The following is an 18018-nucleotide window of genomic DNA, read 5'->3' on the forward strand; positions in this document are numbered from 1 at the left end:
CGCCCTCGGCGAGACCACGTCAACACTTTGTTGAAAACTCCGGGTTACGAGAGGTTACGGAAACCGCCGCCCACCCACCGCGGACGGCGAGGGACGGCGGGGGGGCGACTCGGGGACGACAGAGGGACGGCGACCGCTGGAACCCTTCCACCCGAAGGCACGTCGTCGCCGGTCAGGCGCCCTTCTCACGGTTCAGGTAGTTGTAGACGGTGAAGCGGCTCACGCCGAGCGCGCTCGCGACGGTCTCCACCCCGTGCCGCACCGAGAAGGCGCCGCGGGCCTCCAGCATCCGTACGATCTCCTGCTTGGCCTTGCGGTCGAGCTCCGCGAGCGGTTTGCCGCGCTTGCGCTCCAGGGCGGCCAGGATGTGGTCGAGCGAGTCGGCGAGCTGGGGCAGCCGCACGGCGACGACGTCCGCGCCCTCCCAGGACAGCACGACGTCGTCGACACCGGCCAGTTCGGGCGGCAGCATCTCGCCGCCCATGGCGTCGACCAGCGGCTTGACCGCCGCGGCGAACGGATCGTCCGCGATTCCGGTCACTTACCGCCCTCCCCCGCCTCGCCCAGGACGTTCAGCTGGAGCGAGACCCGGGTGGCGCCCGCCTCCAGGACCTGGCGCAGGAGCGCGTCGACGGCCGCGAGAACGGCGTCCGCGCCGCCTTCCGCGGTGTTGCCGAACGGGCCGACGTCCACGGCGTCCAGTTCGGCCGCCTCGATGACCTCACGGGCGACCAGGGCGTGCCGTGGCGCCTCGTCGAGATCGAAGGGCTCGGTCGTGAACTCCACTCTCAATCGCACGGGCTCAACCTACTGCGCGCCGCGGACCCCCCGGCAAGCCCCCTGCGGCCCGAGCGGGCCACGGCCACCGCTTTGCGCCGGGACCCCCTTGACAACCCTCGCGCCCCAGCGGCAATCTTCCATTGGGCAGAAATGAACTTCCGCAATACGGAATATCGAAGGATCCCCAGCGGAAGAGCCCCCAGGGAACAGCCTTCAAGGAACAGCCCTCAATCGGCCCGGCCGGCAGCGCGGCCGCGAGTACGGAAGGGAGCGCCGACCCCATGGGATTCGCGGACCAGCGCTTCAACGTCAACCTGTCGATCCTCTTCACGGAACTCCCGCTCCTGGAGCGTCCGGCGGCCGCCGCGGCGGCCGGCTTCACCGCGGCCGAGCTGTGGTGGCCGTGGGTGGACTCCCCCACCCCCGAGCGGTCCGAGCTCGACGCCCTGAAGCGGGCGATCGAGGACTCCGGCGTCCGGCTGACCGGGCTGAACCTCTACGCCGGCCGCCTGCCCGGTCCCGACCGGGGCGCCCTGTCGCTTCCCGGGGAGGAGTCCGCGCGGTTCCGGGCGAACATCGAGGTGGCCGTCGGTTTCGCCGGGTCCCTGGGCTGCACGGCGCTCAACGCCCCGTACGGCAACCGGGTCGAGGGCGTGGACCCGGAGGAGCAGGACGCGCTCGCGCTGGAGAACCTGGTCCTCGCGGCACGGGCCGCCGACCGGATCGGCGCGGTCCTCCTCGTCGAGGCGCTCAACGAGCGGGAGTCGCCGGACTATCCGCTGGTGAGCGCCCCGGCCGCCGTCTCCGTCGTCGACCGGGTGAACGCGGCGACCGGCCTCGGCAACGCCCGGTTCCTCATGGACCTCTACCACCTCGCCATGAACGGCGAGGACCTGCCGGGGGTGATCGCCGCCCACGCCGGCCGGACCGGGCACGTACAGATCGCCGACAGCCCCGGCCGGGGCGCACCGGGCACCGGGACGCTCCCCCTGGAGAGGCTCCTCGACCAGCTGACCGAGGCCGGCTACGAGGGCTGGGTCGGCCTGGAGTACAAACCGGGCGACCGCCCGAGCGCCCAGGCCTTCGACTGGCTGCCGGCCGCGGCGCGCGCCGCCCGCTGAACGCCCCCCGGTGAGCCACACCCCGGTGAGCGGCACCCCCGTGAGCGCCACCCCGCGGACCGGCATCCCGATGACGCAGCAGAGATCTCAGAGAGGCACCCTCATGAGCGACAACCTCCCCAAGGTGGCATGGATCGGCCTCGGCATCATGGGCTCGCCGATGGCGGAGAACCTGATCAGGGCCGGGTACGAGGTCACCGGGTACACGCTGGAGCGGGACAAGCTGGAGCGTCTGGCCGCCGCGGGCGGCACCGCCGCCGGTTCGGTCGCCGAGGCCGTACGGGACGCCGACGTGGTGATCACGATGGTGCCCGCGTCCCCGCAGGTCGAGGCCGTCGCGTACGGGCCCGACGGCATCCTGGAGAACGTACGGCCAGGCGCGCTGCTGATCGACATGTCCTCGATCACCCCGGGGACCTCGGTGGACCTCGCGCGGGCCGGAGCCGGCAAGGGCGTCCGGGTGCTGGACGCCCCGGTGTCCGGCGGCGAGGCCGGAGCGGTCGAGGCCGTACTGTCGATCATGGTCGGCGGTGAGCGGGACGCCTTCGACGAGGCGGAGCCGATCTTCGAGGCGCTCGGCAGGACCATCGTGCTGTGCGGTCCGCACGGCTCGGGCCAGACCGTGAAGGCGGCCAACCAGCTGATCGTCGCCGTGAACATCCAGGCGTGCGCCGAGGCGGTGGTCTTCCTGGAGCGTTCCGGCGTGAACCTCAAGGCCGCGCTCGACGTCCTCGGCGGCGGCCTCGCGGGTTCCACCGTGCTGGCCCGCAAGAGGGACAACTTCCTGAACCGCGACTTCACGCCGGGCTTCCGGGTCGACCTGCACCACAAGGACATGGGCATCGTCACGGACGCGGCCCGCGCCGTCGGCGCGGCGCTGCCGGTGGGCGCCCTGGTCGCCCAGCTCGTGGCCGGTCTGCGTGCTCAGGGAGACGGCGGCCTCGACCACTCCGCGCTGCTGCGCGCGGTCGAGCGCCTCTCCGGCGCCCCCGTCTGAACCGACGGCCGGGACCCGGGCCGCACAGGCCCCGGGTCCGGGCACCTCGAACGTCCGGGTCGTGGTGGCGCCGACAGTCCTGTCGCGCCCAGGCGTCACCACGACCCGGATCCGCGTTCGGAGAGATGAGCTCCCGGACCGCGTCACGGACGGCCCGGACGAGGGGTGGCCGTTTCAGGACACGGTGCGGGCAGGGTGGGGACCGCGGCGGCGCGCGAGCCGGTGCGGTGGTGAAGGATCCGGTGCCCCTTCCCGACGTGAGGGAAGGGTGACTCCGGTCCGTCGCGGCCGCCGCGGTCCCGTCCCCACCCGAAAGACCCCGTCCGGCGGCGCGAACGTACTGTCGCGCCCAGCCTCGCGCCGTCGGACGGCCACCATTCCGCGCTCCGCCGCCGCACACCCTGCTCCGGGTGCGGATTCCGGCCAGGGCCAGCAGCCTTGGACCATGGAGGCTGACGGCAGGGAATTCCCCCGGATCGTGGTGCACACCCCGGGGCTGGACGGGTCGCGCCGGGTCACCGAGGGCGACCGGGTGCTCGGCATCGCGTACCACCTGGACGACGTGGTCGAGATCCTGCGCCGGGCGGAGGTCGACCTCGACGCGATCGAGGTCGAGGAGAGCGACATCATCGAGTGGCAGGGCGGCGGTCCCGACGACTGGCCGGGCCTGTCCGAGCACACCGGCCAGTCGGGACACACGGACGGATGAGGACCGCGGGCACGGGCGGCCCCGGACGTCGGGAGCCCGGAAACGGACGGCAAACGGAGCCCGTCCGTACACAAGCGGACGTAGAACGCCTACGGAATCCTCAAATCAACCTCTGAACACTGCCCCAGGGGCTTCACCTCCCGCCCGATGAGGCACATCCTCGGCACACGGGGCCCGCCGGCACGGGGGCGGCGGGTCCCGAACGGGGGGTACGGGGGAAGCACCATGAGCGGGAGCGCGGCGGTCGGGCCTGGGCCTTCGACCGTCGCGCTGCTGCGTGACGGGCCCCGCGCGGCCGTGAAGGCCGCCGCGATCGGGCTGCGTCCGCGGGGCACGGTGGTTCCCGGCCCGCCGGTCACGCTACGGACCTCCAGCCCGTCCCCGGGACAGACCCATGGCGAGGGCGACGGATTCACCGGCTGCGCGGGCGGCTGGGGGGCCTGACGCTTCGTGCGGTGACCTCCCGCGGGTTCTCCAGGAACGGCAGGACATGCCGGAGGAAGAGACCCGGGCGTTCGTTGTACGGCTCGTGGGCGGTGGGCAGCCGGACGCTCGACGTCCCCGTGGGGAGCTCGCGCCGGGCCCGCCTGCCGTCGAGGAACGCGGGGACGACCGGGTCACGGCTGCCCCACAGGAGCAGGATCGGCAGGCCGAGGGCGCCCGGGTCCGCGAGGCCGAAGCCAGGGTCGGCCAGACCGCGCCACAGCGCGCAGTGGACCGCCAGTCTCCGCTCGTCGTGCGGCAGTTCACGCACCCGGGCGTACGTCTCCCGTGCGCTCGGTGTGCCCAGCCGGCCGAGATAGGCGCGGGCCAGCGGCACGACGAGCCGACGGGCACGGGCGGGGCGGCCCATCACCTCGCGGCAGAACCAGCGGGTGAGCGCGGTGTGCCGGGTGAAGCCGGCCGGGTCGACCAGGACGAGCGAGGTGAGCGCCGCGGCCCGGGTGCCCTCGGCGAGAGCACAGGCGACATAGCCGCCGACACTGTTGCCGAGCACGGCGAGCTCCCGGACGCCCTGTTCCTCGGCCAGGGCGTCGATCACCCGCTCCGCGACCCCCACCAGGCCCTCGGGGGTGACCCGCCCGGGGTCCGGCGCGGTCGAGCCGCCGTACCCGGGCCAGTCCACGACGAACGTGCGGTACCGGTCGGCGAGGGCGGGCAGCACGGCGTCGAAGTCGCGGCCGTCCCCGGGGTTGGCGTGCAGGAGCAGCAGCGCGGGGGCGCCCTCGGGCCGGGTTCCGGGGACCGGGGCGAGGCAGCGTACGGCGATGTCGCCGAGGGGCGTGGGCACGGTCATCCGCATGGGGCGAGCATGCCGGACCCGCCCGCTTCTGGGAACAACGCGCCCGGCCGGGACCGCCCCTCGGGACGGGCCGGCCGGGCGGGCCGGTACGAGGTCCGCTTCAGACCTTCAGTGTCCTGATCGCCGTGGGCGCGTGACCCGGCTCGGTCGCGGTCTCCTCGAACTCTACGACGGCGCCGATGTCGTTCGTCCTGCTCATGGAGATGTTGGTGACGCGCTCCAGGATCGCCTCCACGACCACGGGGACCCGGAACTCGGCGGCGAGCTTCTTGGCCCGCTCGAAGGCGGCGCCGAGTTCGGCCGGGTCGGTGACCCGGATCGCCTTGCAGCCGAGACCTTCGACGACCTTGACGTGGTCGACGCCGTAGACGCCGAGCTCGGGGGAGTTGACGTTCTCGAACTCCAGGCTGACCTGGAAGTCGATGTCCAGGCCGAGCTGGGCCTGCCGGATCAGGCCCAAGTAGGCGTTGTTCACCAGGACATGGATGTACGGGATCCGGTGCTGAGCCCCGACGGCCAGTTCCTCCATCATGAACTGGAAGTCGTAGTCGCCGGAGAGGGCGACGACCTGGGCGCCGGGGTCGGCCCTGGCGACGCCGAGGGCGGCAGGGACGGTCCAGCCGAGGGGCCCCGCCTGGCCGCAGTTGATCCAGTGGCGCGGCCGGTGGACGTGCAGCAGCTGGGCGCCGGCGATCTGGGAGAGCCCGATGGTGGTGACGTACCGGGTCTCCGGGCCGAAGGCCTTGTTCATCTCCTCGTAGACGCGCTGCGGCTTGATCGGGATGTCGTCGAAGTGCGTACGGCGCTGGAGGGTGGCCCGCTTCTCCTGCGCGGCGGCGGACCAGGCGGAGCGGTCGGGCAGTCCGCCCGCCGCCTTCACCTCCCGTGCCACCTCGACGAAGAGCTCCAGCGCGGCCTTCGCGTCGGAGGCGATGCCGTAGTGCGGGGCGAAGATCCTGCCGAGCTGGGTGGGTTCGATGTCGACGTGCACGAAGGTCCGGCCCGCCGTGTAGACGTCCAGGTCGCCGGTGTGGCGGTTGGCCCAGCGGTTTCCGATGCCGAGGACGAAGTCGGACTCCAGGAAGGTGGCGTTGCCGTAGCGGTGCGAGGTCTGAAGGCCGACCATGCCCGCGTTGAGTTCGTGGTCGTCGGGCAGCGCGCCCCAGCCCATGAGCGTCGGGACGACCGGGATGCCGGTCAACTCGGCGAATTCCAAAAGGAGTTCGGTGGCGTCGGCGTTGACGACTCCTCCGCCGGCCACGATCAGCGGGCGTTCGGAGGCGTTCAGCAGGCCGATCGCCTTCTCGATCTGGGCGCGGGTCGCGGCGGGCTTGTACGGCTTGAGCGGTTCGTACGTCTCCGGGTCGAACTCGATCTCGGTGAGCTGGACGTCGATGGGCAGGTCGACCAGGACAGGACCGGGGCGACCGGAACGCATGAGGTGGAAGGCCTGCTGGAGAACTCCGGGAACCTGCGCGGCCTCCAGCACGGTGGTGGCCGCCTTGGTCACGGGGCGCGCGATGGAGGCGATGTCGACGGCCTGGAAGTCCTCCTTGTGGATCACCGCGGTCGGCGCCTGGCCGGTGATGCACAGGATCGGGATCGAGTCGCCGCTCGCGGAGTACAGGCCGGTGATCATGTCGGTTCCGGCCGGGCCCGAAGTACCCACGCACACACCGATGGTGCCGGGGTGCGTCCGGGTGTAGCCCTCCGCCATGTGCGAGGCACCCTCGACATGGCGGGCAAGCGTGTGGGTGATGCCGCCGGACGCCTTGAGCGCCGCGTAGAAGGGGTTGATCGCCGCGCCCGGAACGCCGAAGGCGTCGGTGACGCCCTCGCGCTTGAGGATCTCGACTGCCGCGCGGGCAGCGGTCATACGAGCCATGGGGGTCTCCTGCTTCGGCTGCCGGATCCGCGCTCCCGTCGCGCCCCGCGAAGAGTCGCCGATTCCGTTCCTTATTCCGCATTGCGGAAACTAACTTCTGCTATCTGGAAGCAATGTAGGTGTCGGGGCAGGGAGCGTCAAGGGCGGGGGCGCACGGGACCGCTCCCCCGCGCGTCGTGGTGTTTCGCTGTCGCGGGCCGCTCGGAGGAGGACTATGGACGCGCTGACCGAACGTGAGTCTCTGGAGTGGGCCATGGCCGAGAGCGTGCCGGTGCGGTGTCCGGCCTGCCGCCGCGAGCACCTGTACGCGGCTCCGTCCTACCCCTGCGTGTGCGGATCGCCCGTGTCCGTCCCGCTCGACGGGCTCGCGGAGCCGACTCCCGTCCCCCACCGGGCATGGGACGAGGAATGGGCCGCGGTCCGGTGCGGTGCCTGCGGCCGCGAGACCCAGTGGCCGCACCCGGAACTCGGCTGCCCCTGCGGAACGACCCTGCGCATCCCGCTGCGCGAAGCCCCGGCCCCGGAGACCGGCCAGGCCGCACCTCGGGCCGACACAGGGGACCCCGCACCCCGAGCCGAGAACCACCTGACCCGGGCCGCCGTCCCCGAGCGGGACCCGGGCGGGAATCCCGAGCACGGCTCGGACGACGCGCCCGAGCGGGACCGCGACGGTGCACTCGGGCAGGGCCCGCGAGGCGAACGTGAACAGAGCCCGGACGACGACCCCAGGCCGGGCCCGGACGGCGGAGCCGAGCAGGGCTCGCACGGCAGGCCCGAGCGAAGCCCGGAGGGCCGGACCGAGCAAGGGCCGGACCGCGGGGCCGAGCAGGGCTCCGGTGATGGTCACGGGCAAGGGCCGGACGCCAGAGCCGAGCAGGGCTCGCACGGCAGGCCCGAGCGAAGCCCGGAGGGCCGACCCGAGCAAGGGCCGGACCGCGGGGCCGAGCAGGGCTCGGGTGATGGTCACAGGGAGGGCCCGGACGGTGGCGAGCCGGGATCAGGGGCGGCGGGGCGGCGGGCTGGTGGGAACGGCCGGAGGCCCGCGTTCCGGCCCGTCGGCATTCGTACCGCGCGCGACGCCGTCACCGCCGCCGCGCTCTATCTGGGATGGCTCGGCTATCGCGACATCCGGCGCGCGGACCAGCGGCCCCCGTCCGGTATCGGGCTCGCCGCGCGCGGCATCCTGGCCCAGGTGGACCCCACCGTGCGGCCGGCCTCGCTGCGCGACGTGGAGTGTCTGTGGCTGACCGCCATGACGGAGTCCTCGCAGTGCGTGTTCTTCTCGCTGGCCGGCTACGCCGAGGACGCCCGCGCCCGCGCCGACACCCTCGGCGTACCCCTCTTCGTGCTGGACCTCACCGGGACACCGCAGCCGGTGAACAGCCCTGCCGACGAGCTCGTCGCCGTCACGGACCGCCCACCGGCCACCGGCTCCCCGGGTGCCTACTCGGCGTAGGTCTCCCGCAGTTCGATCTTCCGCACCTTCCCCGAGACCGTCATCGGGAAGGCCTCCAGGATCCGCAGCCGGCTCGGGATCTTGTAGTGCGCCAGCCTGCCCTCGCAGAAGGCGCGCAGCTCGTCCAGGCTGAGGGGGTCGGCCGGATCGCGCGGGATGACGCAGGCGAGCACCTCCTCGCCGTAGCGCTCGTGCGGGACGCCGACCACCTGGACGTCGGCGATCTTCGGATGGGCGTAGAGGAACTCCTCGATCTCCCGCGGATAGACGTTCTCGCCGCCCCGGATGATCATGTCCTTGATACGGCCGACGATCTCGACGTACCCGTCCTCGCGCATCACCGCGAGATCGCCCGTGTGCATCCAGCGCCCCGCGTCGTAGCCGAGCATCACGCTGTAGCCGCGGGTGCACAACTCTCCAGCGGTGCCCCGGGGTTGCGTCACCCCGGCCACGGGGTCCACGACCTTCACCTCCAGGTGCGGCAGGACGCGGCCGACCGTGCCCGTGCGGTGTTCGAGATCGTCGTCCCTGCGGGTCTGGAGCGAGACGGGCGAGGTCTCCGTCATGCCGTAGCAGATGGACACCTCCTCCATGTGCATCTCGGCGACCACCCGTTTCATCACCTCGACCGGGCAGGGCGAGCCCGCCATGATGCCGGTGCGCAGGCCGGCCAGGTCGTACGACGCGAAGTCGGGGAGGTTCAACTCCGCGATGAACATGGTGGGTACGCCGTAGAGCGAGGTGCACCGCTCCTGCTGCACGGCCCTCAGCGTCGCCGCCGGGTCGAACGACGGGGCCGGGATGACGACGCACGCGCCGTGCGAGGTGGCGGCCAGGTTTCCCATCACCATGCCGAAGCAGTGGTAAAAGGGCACCGGGACGCAGACCCGGTCCTGTTCCGAGTAGGCGATCGACTCCCCCACGAAATAACCGTTGTTGAGAATGTTGTGGTGGGAGAGCGTGGCCCCCTTGGGGAAGCCCGTCGTCCCCGAGGTGTACTGGATGTTGATGGGGTCGTCGCAGGACAGCTCGCTCGCGCGGACGTGGAGGTCCTGGTGGAGGTCAGGGGTTCCACGCCTCAGCAGCGCGTCCCAGCCCGGGTCGCCGATGTGGACGGTCTCCCTCAACGCCGGGCACCTGCCGCGGACTTCCTCGACCATCGCCCGGTAGTCGCTGCCCTTGTGGCTCAGGGAGGCGAAGAGCAGCGAGATCCCGGCCTGGTTCAGGACGTACTCGACCTCGTGGGTGCGATAGGCCGGGTTGATGTTCACCATGACCGCGCCGACACGGGCGGTGGCGTACTGGACGAGCACCCACTCGGGGCAGTTGACCGCCCAGATGCCCACCCGGTCGCCCTTGGCGATGCCGGACGCGAGCAGCGCGTACGCCAACTCGTCCACGGCCGCTCCGAATTGGGCATACGTCCAGCGCCGCCCCGAGGGCACGTCGACCAGTGCCTCCCTCTCCGGCCAGGCCGCGACGGCCCGGTCGAGGTTCGCCCCGATGGTGTCGCCGAGCAGCGCCGTGCCGCCCGTCCCGTGCGCGTACGACAGTTCACTCACCGGAAGTCCTCCTCGCGGTACTCGGCGTCCGAGCCGGCGGCCGTGGCCTCGCGCAGCTCGATCCGGCGGATCTTGCCGGAGACGGTCTTGGGCAGCTCGCCGAACTCCAGCCGACGGATGCGCTTGTACGGCGCGAGGACCGTGCGCGCGTGCTCGAAGAGGACTTTGGCGGTGTCGGGTCCCGGCTCGTACCCGGCGGCGAGGACGACATAGGCCTTGGGGACGGCGAGGCGCAGTTCGTCGGGGGCCGGGACCACCGCGGCCTCGGCGACCGCCTCGTGCTCCAGGAGCGCGCTCTCCAGCTCGAAGGGCGAGATCTTGTAGTCGGAGGCCTTGAACACGTCGTCCGCGCGGCCGACATAGGTGATGTAGCCGTCGGCGTCGCGCGAGCCGATGTCCCCGGTGCGGTAGTAGCCGCCCGCCATGGCCTCCGCCGTGCGGTCGGGGTCGCCGTGATAGCCGGTCATCAGACCCACCGGGCGCTCGGACAGATCCAGGCAGATCTCGCCCTCCGAGGCGCCGGGCGCGCCCGAGACCGGATCGAGCAGTTCGACGCGGAAGCCGGGGCTGGGACGGCCCATGGAGCCGGTCTTGAGCTGCTGGCCCGGACTGTTGGACACCTGGACGGCGGTCTCGGTCTGCCCGAACCCGTCCCGGATCGTGACGTCCCAGGCACGCCTGACCTGCTCGATGACCTCGGGGTTCAGCGGCTCGCCCGCGGCCACGACCTCGCGCGGCGGGGTCTTCAGCAGCCCGAGGTCGGCCTGGATGAGCATGCGCCACACGGTGGGCGGGGCGCAGAAGGTGGTGACTTCGGCCCGGTCCATCTCGGCCATCAGCCGGGCCGCGTCGAAGCGCGTGTAGTTGTAGAGGAAGACGGTCGCCTCCGCGTTCCACGGCGCGAAGAGGTTCGACCAGGCGTGCTTGGCCCAGCCCGGTGAGGAGATGTTCAGATGCACGTCCCCGGGCCGGAGCCCGATCCAGTACATCGTGGCCAGATGGCCGATCGGGTACGAGACGTGGGTGTGCTCCACCAGCTTGGGCCGGGCGGTGGTGCCGGAGGTGAAGTAGAGCATCAGGGGGTCGTCGGCGTGGGTGGGGCCGTCGGGCTCGAAGGCGGCGTCGGCGGTGGCCGTCTCCTCGTACGCGTGCCAGCCGGGGCGGGCGCCCCCGACCGCGATCCGGGTGTAGTCACCGGGTACCGCGTCGAACTTGGCGGTGTCCTCGGCCCGTACGACGACGTGCCGCACCCGGCCGCGCTCGACCCGGTCGGCCAGGTCGGCGGGGCCGAGCAGCGGGGTGGCCGGGATGACGACGGCGCGCAGTTTCATCGCGGCCAGCGCCGTCTCCCACAGCTCGGCCTGGTTGCCGAGCATGACGAGGACGCGGTCCTCGGCCCGTACGCCCCGCTCGCGGAGCCAGTTGGCGACCCGGTTCGAGCGCTCGGACATCGCGGCGAAGGAGACCTCGACACGGTCGCCGTCCTCCTCCACGATGTGAAGGGCGGTGCGGTCGTTGTCCCGCGCGATGGCGTCGAACCAGTCGAGGGCCCAGTTGAAGTGCTCCGGGCGGGGCCAGCTGAAGCCCTCGTAGGCCGTGGTGTAGTCCGAGCGGTGCTCCAGCAGGAAGTCCCGTGCGGCACGGAACTCCCCCGCCCTGCCCGTTGTCGCCGTCATGTGTCCTCCTCGTTGCCGGACCGCCGCCTACCATCGTGTATTCCGTGATGCAGGTCTCACCACCCCCGAACGGGGGGTGCCCCGCGATGAAGGGACGAGCAGGTGGCAGCGGACACGGCGGAGTCGGTGGAAGTGCGGGCGGCGCTGGTGCGGCTGCGGCGTGCCACGGGGCTGCCGGTGGCCTTCGGCGGGCTGGTCGATTCCGGCGGCCGGCTGGTGCGCATCAGCGAGCTGAGCGGCACGGCGACGGCGGCGCTGAGCGCGCTGGCGGTGTCCTCGGGCAGCGGTCTGGGCGGCAAGGCGGTGGCCCTCGCCCGGCCCTGCGCGGTGAGCGACTACGAGGCCTCGCGGCAGATCAGCCACGAGTACGACACGGCGGTGGCGGCGGAGGGGCTGTGTTCCGTCCTCGCGGTTCCCGTCGTCGTACGGCGCCGGGTGCGCGGTGTGCTCTACGGCGCCCTGCGGACGGCCCGGCCGCTGGGCGACCGCACGCTGGGAGCGGCCGTGGAGGCGGCCCGGGACGTCGAGCAGGCCCTCGTCGTCCGGGACGCGGCCCACGAACTGCTGGAGGCCGTCCGTGAGCCCGGCCCGGTGCGGGGAGCGACGGGCGAGGCGGCCTGGGAGGAGGTGCGCGAGGCGCACGGGGCGCTGCGGGCGCTGGCACCACGGATCGCGGACCCGGGACTGCGGGCCGAGCTGCTCTCGGTGTGCGGCCGGCTGGCCGGCGCGGCAGCTCCGCCGCAGCGGGTGCCGCGCGATCTGGGGCTGGCCCCGCGCGAGGTGGACGTGCTCGCCTGCGTCGCGGCGGGGGCGACCAACGCGGCCGCCGCCGAGCGGCTCGGGCTGCGTCCGGAGACGGTGAAGGGGTATCTGCGGTCGGCGATGCGCAGACTGGGCGCGCACACCCGTCTTGAGGCGGTCGTCGCCGCTCGGCGGGCCGGGGTGCTGCCTTAGCGCACCGACCGCTTCGGCACCCTTCATTCAATCGTCCGGACCGCGAAATGACGTATGTGCAACATCTGTTATTTCCCTCACCACCCGGACTGTCCGAAATTCAAAGAGACCTTGCCTAATATTGGCCAGGACACGACACACGAGGGGAGCGGTGACCGTGCGAGGGGACTTCAAGGAACCTGCCCGACCGCGCCCCGAGCTGGTCATCGGCCGGGAGGAACTCTTCGCGGGGGCACGCGAGCAGCTCTCCGGCGGCGGCAGTGTGCTCGTGCACGGACCGGCGGGAATAGGAAAGTCGACCGTCCTGCGGGCGCTGGCCGCCGAATGCGCCGAATCGGCGCGGACCGTCTTGCGTTGCTCGGCCACCGAGTCCGAATCCCATCTCCCCTTCCTCGCGCTGGCCGACCTCCTCGGGCTGGTCGTCGACGACATAGCCGACCGCCTGCCCGCTCCGCAGCGCACCGCCCTGGAATCGGCGCTCACCGGACGCGGTGAGTCCACCCTCCAGCGCGACGGCCTGGCGCTGCGGCTCGCGGTGCTGTCGGCGTTCCGCGCCCTGGCCGCGCGGGGCCCCGTGTTGATCGTCGCGGACGACCTCCAGTGGCTCGATCCGGCCAGCGCCGAACTCCTCGGCTTCGCCGCCCGCAGGCTCGGCGGCACACCGGTCCGCATGCTGTGCGCGGTCCGCACGGAGACCGAGCCGCAGGCACAGGACCACGACCGGTTCCTGCGCGCGTCCGTGCCCGAGACCCTGGCCCTGCGGCTGGCCCCGCTGGCCCGTGCCCAGGTCGCCGAACTCCTCGCACAGCGCGGCTACACCGGTCTGCCCCGCTCCACCGTGCGGGACATCCACCGCACCAGCGGCGGCAACCCGCTCTTCGCGCTGGAGCTGGGCCGCGCCCTCGCCGAGTCCCCGACGCGGCCGAGTCCGGGCGAGCCGCTGCCCGTACCGACCTCGCTGCGCGCGCTCGTGCTGAGCCGTCTGGACATGCTGTCCGCCGAGGCCCGCCGCACCCTGCTGGTGGCGAGCGCGGGAGCCCGCCCGACCCTGGCCCTGCTGCACGCGGCGGGCCGGGAGAACGCGGAGGCGGAGACGGCCTCGGCCGCCGCCCTCGGGCTCCTGGCCACCGAACGCGACGCACCGGGCATCCGTTTCGCACACCCCCTGGTCTCGGCGGCCCTGTACGCGGAGGCCGACGCGCAGGAGCGCCGCGCGGCGCACTCGGCCCTGTCCCACGCGGCCTCCGACCCCATCGAGCGGGCCCGGCATCTGGCGCTGGCCACCACCGGCACGGACCCCGCGGTCGCCGCCCGGCTCGGCGAGGCGGCGGCCGCCGCCCGTGACCGCGGCGCCCCCTCCGTCGCCGTCGGGCTCGGACTGCTCGCCGCCCGCCACACACCGGCCGACACCCGGCCCAGCTCCGACGAACGGCGTCTCCAGGCCGCCGAGGACGCCCTGACGGCCGGGGAGACGGACCTCGCCCGGGACATCGCCCGCCAGGTACTGGCACGAGCCACCACTCCCGCCGAGCGGGTCCGGGCCTGGATGGTCGTCGTGGACTCGGCCGGCCAGGCGATGGCCGAGATCGACGCCGTCTTCCCGCAGGCCCTCGCCGACGCCGGCGACGACCCCGGTCTGGTCGCCCTCGTCCGCTACCAGCTCGGCTGGCGCGCCCTGCTGATGGACGGTGAGATGACCAAGGCCCGTGAGGAGGCCGCCCGGTCCGCGCGGCTCGCGGCCCGAGCCGGGGACCGGCGCACCGAACTCCTCGCCCTCGGCTTCCAGGCGCAGATGGAGACCCTGATGGGGCACCCGGACGCGCCCTCGACCATCCAGCGGGCGATGCGCGAGCCGCAGGACCCGCGGGTCGCCTGCGACCACAACGGGGCCGGCGCCGCCCGCTTCCGCTGGCTCATCATGGGCGACCGGCTCGCCGAGGCCCGTACGGCCATCACCGCGCTGCTGCGCGAGGTGCAACGGCGCGGGATGGTCGAGAGCGAACTGCACTTCCTGCGCGGCCTCGCCGAGACCGAACTGCGCTCCGGTCACTGCGGCCGCGCCCTCGACCTGGCCCGGGAGAGCCTCAGGCTGGCCCGCGACACCGGCATAGGCGAGGCGGCCACCGCCATGTTCACCTCGCTCGCCGAGGCGGCCGGCGGTGACGTGGACCGGGCGCTCGCGCTCGCCCACGAGGCCGTGGACCGCGCCGAGGAGGACGGCGACATGGTGTACCTCTCGCGGGCCCTGGGCGCCCTCGGGCACGCCGAGCTGGTCGCCGGGGACGCGTCGGCCGCGGTGCGCTCGCTGCGCCGGGTCCGGGAGCTGGAGGAGGCGCTCGGTGTCATCGACCCGGCCCGCGGCCGGTGGCACGGGGACCTCGCCGAGGCCCTGGTCAGGATCGGCGAGACCGCCGAGGCGCAGGACGTCATCGACGTGACCCGCCGACGCGCGCTCAGGCTGGAGCGCGAGAGCGTGCTCGCCGTGCTCGACCGCGCCGAGGCGCTCGTCCGGGCCGCGCGCGGTGAACAGGGTCCCGCGGAGCGCCAGTTGGCCTCCGCTCAGGACCGTCTCGGCAAGCTGGGCTACGGCCTGGAGGAGGCCCGTGCCGCGTACGCCCTCGCCGGGCTGCGCGTCCTCCCCACGGCTCCCGGCGCCCGGGCGGGCAGCCCGCACGTGCCGGGGCCCACCCTCTACGACGAGGCGGCCCGGCTGTTCCGCCGGTGCCGTGCGCTGCCCTGGCTCCGGCAGGTGGAGACGGCGGCCGCGCTCCCGCCGGCCGCGCCGCCCCTCGCCCCCGCCGCCCTCGACACCCTCGCGGCCACCGAACGCCAGGTCGCTGCCCTGGTCATGGAGGGCGCCACCAACCGCGAGATCGCCGGGCGGCTGTTCATCAGCGTCAAGACGGTGGAGGCCACGCTCACCCGGGTGTACCGGAAGCTGGGGATCCGCTCACGCGTCGACATCGTGCGCCTGGCGGCGGAGCGCCGGCCCGACTGACGCTCCCCCGGCCGCCGGGGAGAAGCGGCCGGACCGGTGAGACTGCGGGCCACAACGGTGACGCTCCGGCCCGCGGCGGTAGAGCTCCGGGCCAGGGCGGTATGGCTGCTGGGTGACTCCTTCGGGTGAACGTGCGCCGGACACGCGGGGCCCCCGGGCCGGGACCAACCGGACGGCGCCCCCGTCAAACACGGCCCGCGCCGTGCGAGGGTTTTCCCTCCCCCGTCTCCACTAGGGGGTTCCCTCATTGGGAGAGAGCGGTCACACCCCCTAGCGTGTGGGCGTGCCGTTCGCTCGGGTCCGCGACACCCCAACCAGGGGCGTCGTGACTCCCCCCACACACACCCGTGCGTCCCCCCACCGGCAACTTTCAAGGAGACCGATGTTCGGGCTCAACCGCGTCAAGAAGAGCGTCGCCGTGTGTGCGGCGACCGCCGCAGCAGCCGCGACCACGCTGCTCGGCGCCCACTCCGCCGCAGCCGTTCCCCAGCCCATCGTCGGCGGCACGACGACCACGACCAGCTCGTACCCGTTCATGATGCAGATCACCGACGCGAAGCAGAACCAGTTCTGCGGCGGCACGCTCGTCGCCGCCGACAAGGTCGTGACCGCCGCCCACTGCATGTCGGGCGAGACGACCGCCAGCATCCGGGTGGTGGGCGGAAGGACGTACCTCAACGGCACCGACGGCACGGTCAGCAAGGTCGGCCGGATCTGGATCAACCCCGACTACACGGACGCCACCGACGGCGACGACGTGGCCGTGCTGACCCTGTCCACGCCGATGCCCTACGACCCGGCGCCGTACGTCTCCGGATCGGACACCGGCCTGTACGCGGCCGGCACCACGGCCCGGATCGTCGGCTGGGGCACCACCTCGGAGAACGGCACCTCCTCCAACCAGCTGCGCACCGCGACCGTCCCGATCGTGTCCGACACGAGCTGCGCGAGCTCGTACGGCAAGAACTACGTGGCCTCCGACATGGTCTGCGCCGGATACACCGCCGGCGGCGTGGACACCTGTCAGGGCGACAGCGGTGGCCCGCTGCTCGTCAACGGGGTGCTGGCCGGCATCACGTCCTGGGGCGAGGGCTGCGCGGAGGCCGGCTACCCGGGTGTCTACACCCGCCTGACGACGTTCTCCAGCCTGGTGACCGATCAGGTCAACTCGTAGGAGAAGAAGATTTCCTGAGTACCCCTCAGGTGAAAGCCGAGGGGCGTTGCGGGCCTCCACGAGCGGCCCGCAACGCCCCTCATCCAAGGGTTCTGCCCCCGAGTACCTGCCGGCGGACGTCTTCCCCGCGTGCCTCAGCCGTCCGCCGGCATCTCAGGGCCCCGCGACCGCGCCGAACCGGATGTCATGCCCCTCCCCGGGGTGCATCGCCGTGAGCACGCGCTCCCCCTCCGCGGAGACCTCGTCCCGCCGCGCCTTCGTGAGCGTGCCGAAGGACTCGACGACGAGCACGCCCTCCTCCAGCTTCCACAGACCGGCGACGAAACCGTCGACGAGCAGGGTGCGGTAGGCCTGATTGCCCCGCCAGGTACGCCCCTTGAGATCCACCGGGACGACCCGGGAGCGGTCGGCGTGGGACAGCAGGAGGTTGTCGAACTCGGGCAGGAAACGGGGCGGGGCGGGGGTGTCCGGGTCGGGCCGCGGGGCGTCGGGGACGTCGAAGAGCTCCACTCCGTTCTCGTCGCGGAACACCGCCAGAGCGGGCCGCAGCCGCTCGAAGACCTCGCGGAGCCGGGTCAGACCGGCCCAGGTCTGCATGTCCTTCACCGAGGCCGGGCCGAAGGCGGCGAGATAACGCAGTACGGTCGCGTCGGGCGCGGGAGCCGGCTCGGCCGGGCGGCCCAGCCAGTGCTCGGCGGTGGTGAGGGCGACCTGGCCGCTGCGCCCCCACAGCCCGCGCGGTGTCACCTGGACCAGGGGCAGGGTGCAGCGGGCCGCGACGGACAGGGCGAACGGGTCGGCTTCCGGCCACACCGCGAGCAGTGCCTCGCGCAGCTGTTTCATGGTGCGCGGCTCGCTCTCGACCAGTTCCCGGCTGATCGCGGCGAGCCGGTCCAGGTCGACACCGGCGAGGCCCTCGCGGAAGTGGCCGAGCTCCCGGTCGCGGGCGGCCTGGACCAGGGGCCGCAGGGTGAGGGCGTCGGCGGCGGTGTGCGTGTGGATGGTGGAGCGCATGGTGACGATGCGGACGACGTCGCGTGCCTCCATGGCCGTCGACAGGTGCTCGGGCCCGAAGCCCTCCAGACGGGCCGCGAGGGCGTAGTACGGCGGCTTCACGTTCTGCGCCTGGAGGCCGAGGAGGTGCTCGACGGCGGCGATCGCGGACAACGGGGAGCGGCGCAGCAGGAGCTGACGGTCGAGGGTCGCGCGGTTGAGGGCGCGGGTGCCGAGCACGGGGGCCGTCGCGGTCGTCTTCGTCATACCCGGCACGCTAGCGCCGGTCGCGGACACCTTCTGTCCGCAACTCTCACCCGATACCCGTCCCGCCCACGGCACGCGGACCGTTTGCCCGTATATCCTGCTCGGAGATCGTCCAGACGTTCGTACGACCCTGGAGGCAGCCG

13 protein-coding genes and 1 pseudogene are annotated in these 18018 nt (G+C 72.7%); 7 read left to right on the plus strand and 7 right to left on the minus strand.

Going from position 1 to position 18018, the window contains the following annotated elements; all coding sequences use genetic code 11:
- Window positions 1-172 precede the first annotated feature (172 nt).
- Together ACZ4AA_RS13755 and ACZ4AA_RS13760 are read right to left on the minus strand one after the other, a co-directional pair.
- Window positions 173-541 carry a helix-turn-helix domain-containing protein gene (locus ACZ4AA_RS13755; protein ID WP_467600515.1) on the minus strand — a complete coding sequence of 123 codons (369 nt, stop codon included), beginning with the start codon at window positions 539-541 and terminating at the stop codon, window positions 173-175.
- A complete protein-coding gene (locus ACZ4AA_RS13760) occupies window positions 538-798 on the minus strand; it encodes a thiamine-binding protein (RefSeq protein ID WP_467600518.1) in 261 nt (86 codons plus the stop codon). The genes ACZ4AA_RS13755 and ACZ4AA_RS13760 overlap by 4 nt, the downstream gene beginning before the upstream one ends.
- A 263-nt stretch (window positions 799-1061) precedes the next feature.
- On the opposite strand from ACZ4AA_RS13760, the gene ACZ4AA_RS13765 reads away from it, so the two are divergent.
- From ACZ4AA_RS13765 to ACZ4AA_RS13775, 3 genes are all read left to right on the plus strand, one after another.
- The gene (locus tag ACZ4AA_RS13765; RefSeq protein WP_467600520.1) at window positions 1062-1901 is read left to right on the plus strand and encodes a TIM barrel protein; all 840 of its coding nucleotides are present in this window, start codon (window positions 1062-1064) and stop codon (window positions 1899-1901) included.
- A gap of 103 nt (window positions 1902-2004) precedes the next feature.
- Window positions 2005-2898 carry a 2-hydroxy-3-oxopropionate reductase gene (locus ACZ4AA_RS13770; protein ID WP_467600523.1) on the plus strand — a complete coding sequence of 298 codons (894 nt, stop codon included), beginning with the start codon at window positions 2005-2007 and terminating at the stop codon, window positions 2896-2898.
- 445 nt (window positions 2899-3343) lie between these two features.
- Window positions 3344-3607, plus strand: a complete 264-nt coding sequence (locus tag ACZ4AA_RS13775) for a hypothetical protein (protein WP_467600526.1) — start codon at window positions 3344-3346, stop codon at window positions 3605-3607.
- Window positions 3608-4019: 412 nt separating this feature from the next.
- Here ACZ4AA_RS13775 and ACZ4AA_RS13780 read toward each other — a convergent pair whose 3' ends face one another.
- Together ACZ4AA_RS13780 and gcl are read right to left on the minus strand one after the other, a co-directional pair.
- Window positions 4020-4910 carry an alpha/beta fold hydrolase gene (locus ACZ4AA_RS13780; RefSeq protein WP_467600529.1) on the minus strand — a complete coding sequence of 297 codons (891 nt, stop codon included), beginning with the start codon at window positions 4908-4910 and terminating at the stop codon, window positions 4020-4022.
- A gap of 100 nt (window positions 4911-5010) precedes the next feature.
- On the minus strand, window positions 5011-6795 hold the full coding sequence (gcl, locus tag ACZ4AA_RS13785) for a glyoxylate carboligase (protein ID WP_467600532.1): 1785 nt from the start codon (window positions 6793-6795) through the stop codon (window positions 5011-5013).
- 1036 nt (window positions 6796-7831) lie between these two features.
- On the opposite strand from gcl, the pseudogene ACZ4AA_RS13790 reads away from it, so the two are divergent.
- Window positions 7832-8251 (plus strand): annotated as a pseudogene (locus ACZ4AA_RS13790) (hypothetical protein); the annotation flags it as partial.
- Here the strand turns inward: ACZ4AA_RS13790 and ACZ4AA_RS13795 are convergent.
- Window positions 8239-9813 (minus strand): AMP-binding protein, encoded by a 1575-nt coding sequence (locus tag ACZ4AA_RS13795; protein WP_467600535.1) that lies wholly within the window; start codon window positions 9811-9813, stop codon window positions 8239-8241. The pseudogene ACZ4AA_RS13790 and the gene ACZ4AA_RS13795 sit on opposite strands and share 13 nt — an antisense overlap.
- Complete coding sequence (locus ACZ4AA_RS13800; RefSeq protein WP_467600539.1) at window positions 9810-11489, minus strand: AMP-binding protein; 1680 nt, start codon at window positions 11487-11489, stop codon at window positions 9810-9812. Before ACZ4AA_RS13800 ends, ACZ4AA_RS13795 begins: the two co-directional genes overlap by 4 nt.
- A gap of 102 nt (window positions 11490-11591) precedes the next feature.
- Here ACZ4AA_RS13800 and ACZ4AA_RS13805 point away from each other — a divergent pair, with 102 nt between their 5' ends.
- The 3 genes from ACZ4AA_RS13805 (at window position 11592) to ACZ4AA_RS13815 (ending at window position 16615) form a co-directional block, all read left to right on the plus strand.
- On the plus strand, window positions 11592-12443 hold the full coding sequence (locus ACZ4AA_RS13805; protein ID WP_467600542.1) for a helix-turn-helix transcriptional regulator: 852 nt from the start codon (window positions 11592-11594) through the stop codon (window positions 12441-12443).
- A gap of 151 nt (window positions 12444-12594) precedes the next feature.
- Entirely contained in the window at window positions 12595-15441 is a 2847-nt protein-coding gene (locus ACZ4AA_RS13810) for a helix-turn-helix transcriptional regulator (protein WP_467600545.1), read from the plus strand.
- A gap of 382 nt (window positions 15442-15823) precedes the next feature.
- Window positions 15824-16615, plus strand: coding sequence for a S1 family peptidase (locus tag ACZ4AA_RS13815; protein ID WP_467600548.1), 792 nt, complete (start codon window positions 15824-15826; stop codon window positions 16613-16615).
- Between the two features lie 153 nt (window positions 16616-16768).
- Here ACZ4AA_RS13815 and ACZ4AA_RS13820 read toward each other — a convergent pair whose 3' ends face one another.
- Entirely contained in the window at window positions 16769-17875 is a 1107-nt protein-coding gene (locus ACZ4AA_RS13820; protein ID WP_467600550.1) for a winged helix DNA-binding domain-containing protein, read from the minus strand.
- Window positions 17876-18018: the final 143 nt, after the last annotated feature.

Source organism: Streptomyces sp. NPDC024698, assembly GCF_055559015.1.

Coding starts and splice junctions, on each gene's coding strand:
- ACZ4AA_RS13815 (WP_467600548.1), top strand. CDS start 15,824: ATGTTCGGGCTCAACCGCGTCAAGAAGAGCGTCGCCGTGTGTGCGGCG.
- ACZ4AA_RS13780 (WP_467600529.1), bottom strand. CDS start 4,910: ATGCGGATGACCGTGCCCACGCCCCTCGGCGACATCGCCGTACGCTGC.
- ACZ4AA_RS13775 (WP_467600526.1), top strand. CDS start 3,344: ATGGAGGCTGACGGCAGGGAATTCCCCCGGATCGTGGTGCACACCCCG.
- gcl (WP_467600532.1), bottom strand. CDS start 6,795: ATGGCTCGTATGACCGCTGCCCGCGCGGCAGTCGAGATCCTCAAGCGC.
- ACZ4AA_RS13820 (WP_467600550.1), bottom strand. CDS start 17,875: ATGACGAAGACGACCGCGACGGCCCCCGTGCTCGGCACCCGCGCCCTC.
- ACZ4AA_RS13800 (WP_467600539.1), bottom strand. CDS start 11,489: ATGACGGCGACAACGGGCAGGGCGGGGGAGTTCCGTGCCGCACGGGAC.
- ACZ4AA_RS13765 (WP_467600520.1), top strand. CDS start 1,062: ATGGGATTCGCGGACCAGCGCTTCAACGTCAACCTGTCGATCCTCTTC.
- ACZ4AA_RS13770 (WP_467600523.1), top strand. CDS start 2,005: ATGAGCGACAACCTCCCCAAGGTGGCATGGATCGGCCTCGGCATCATG.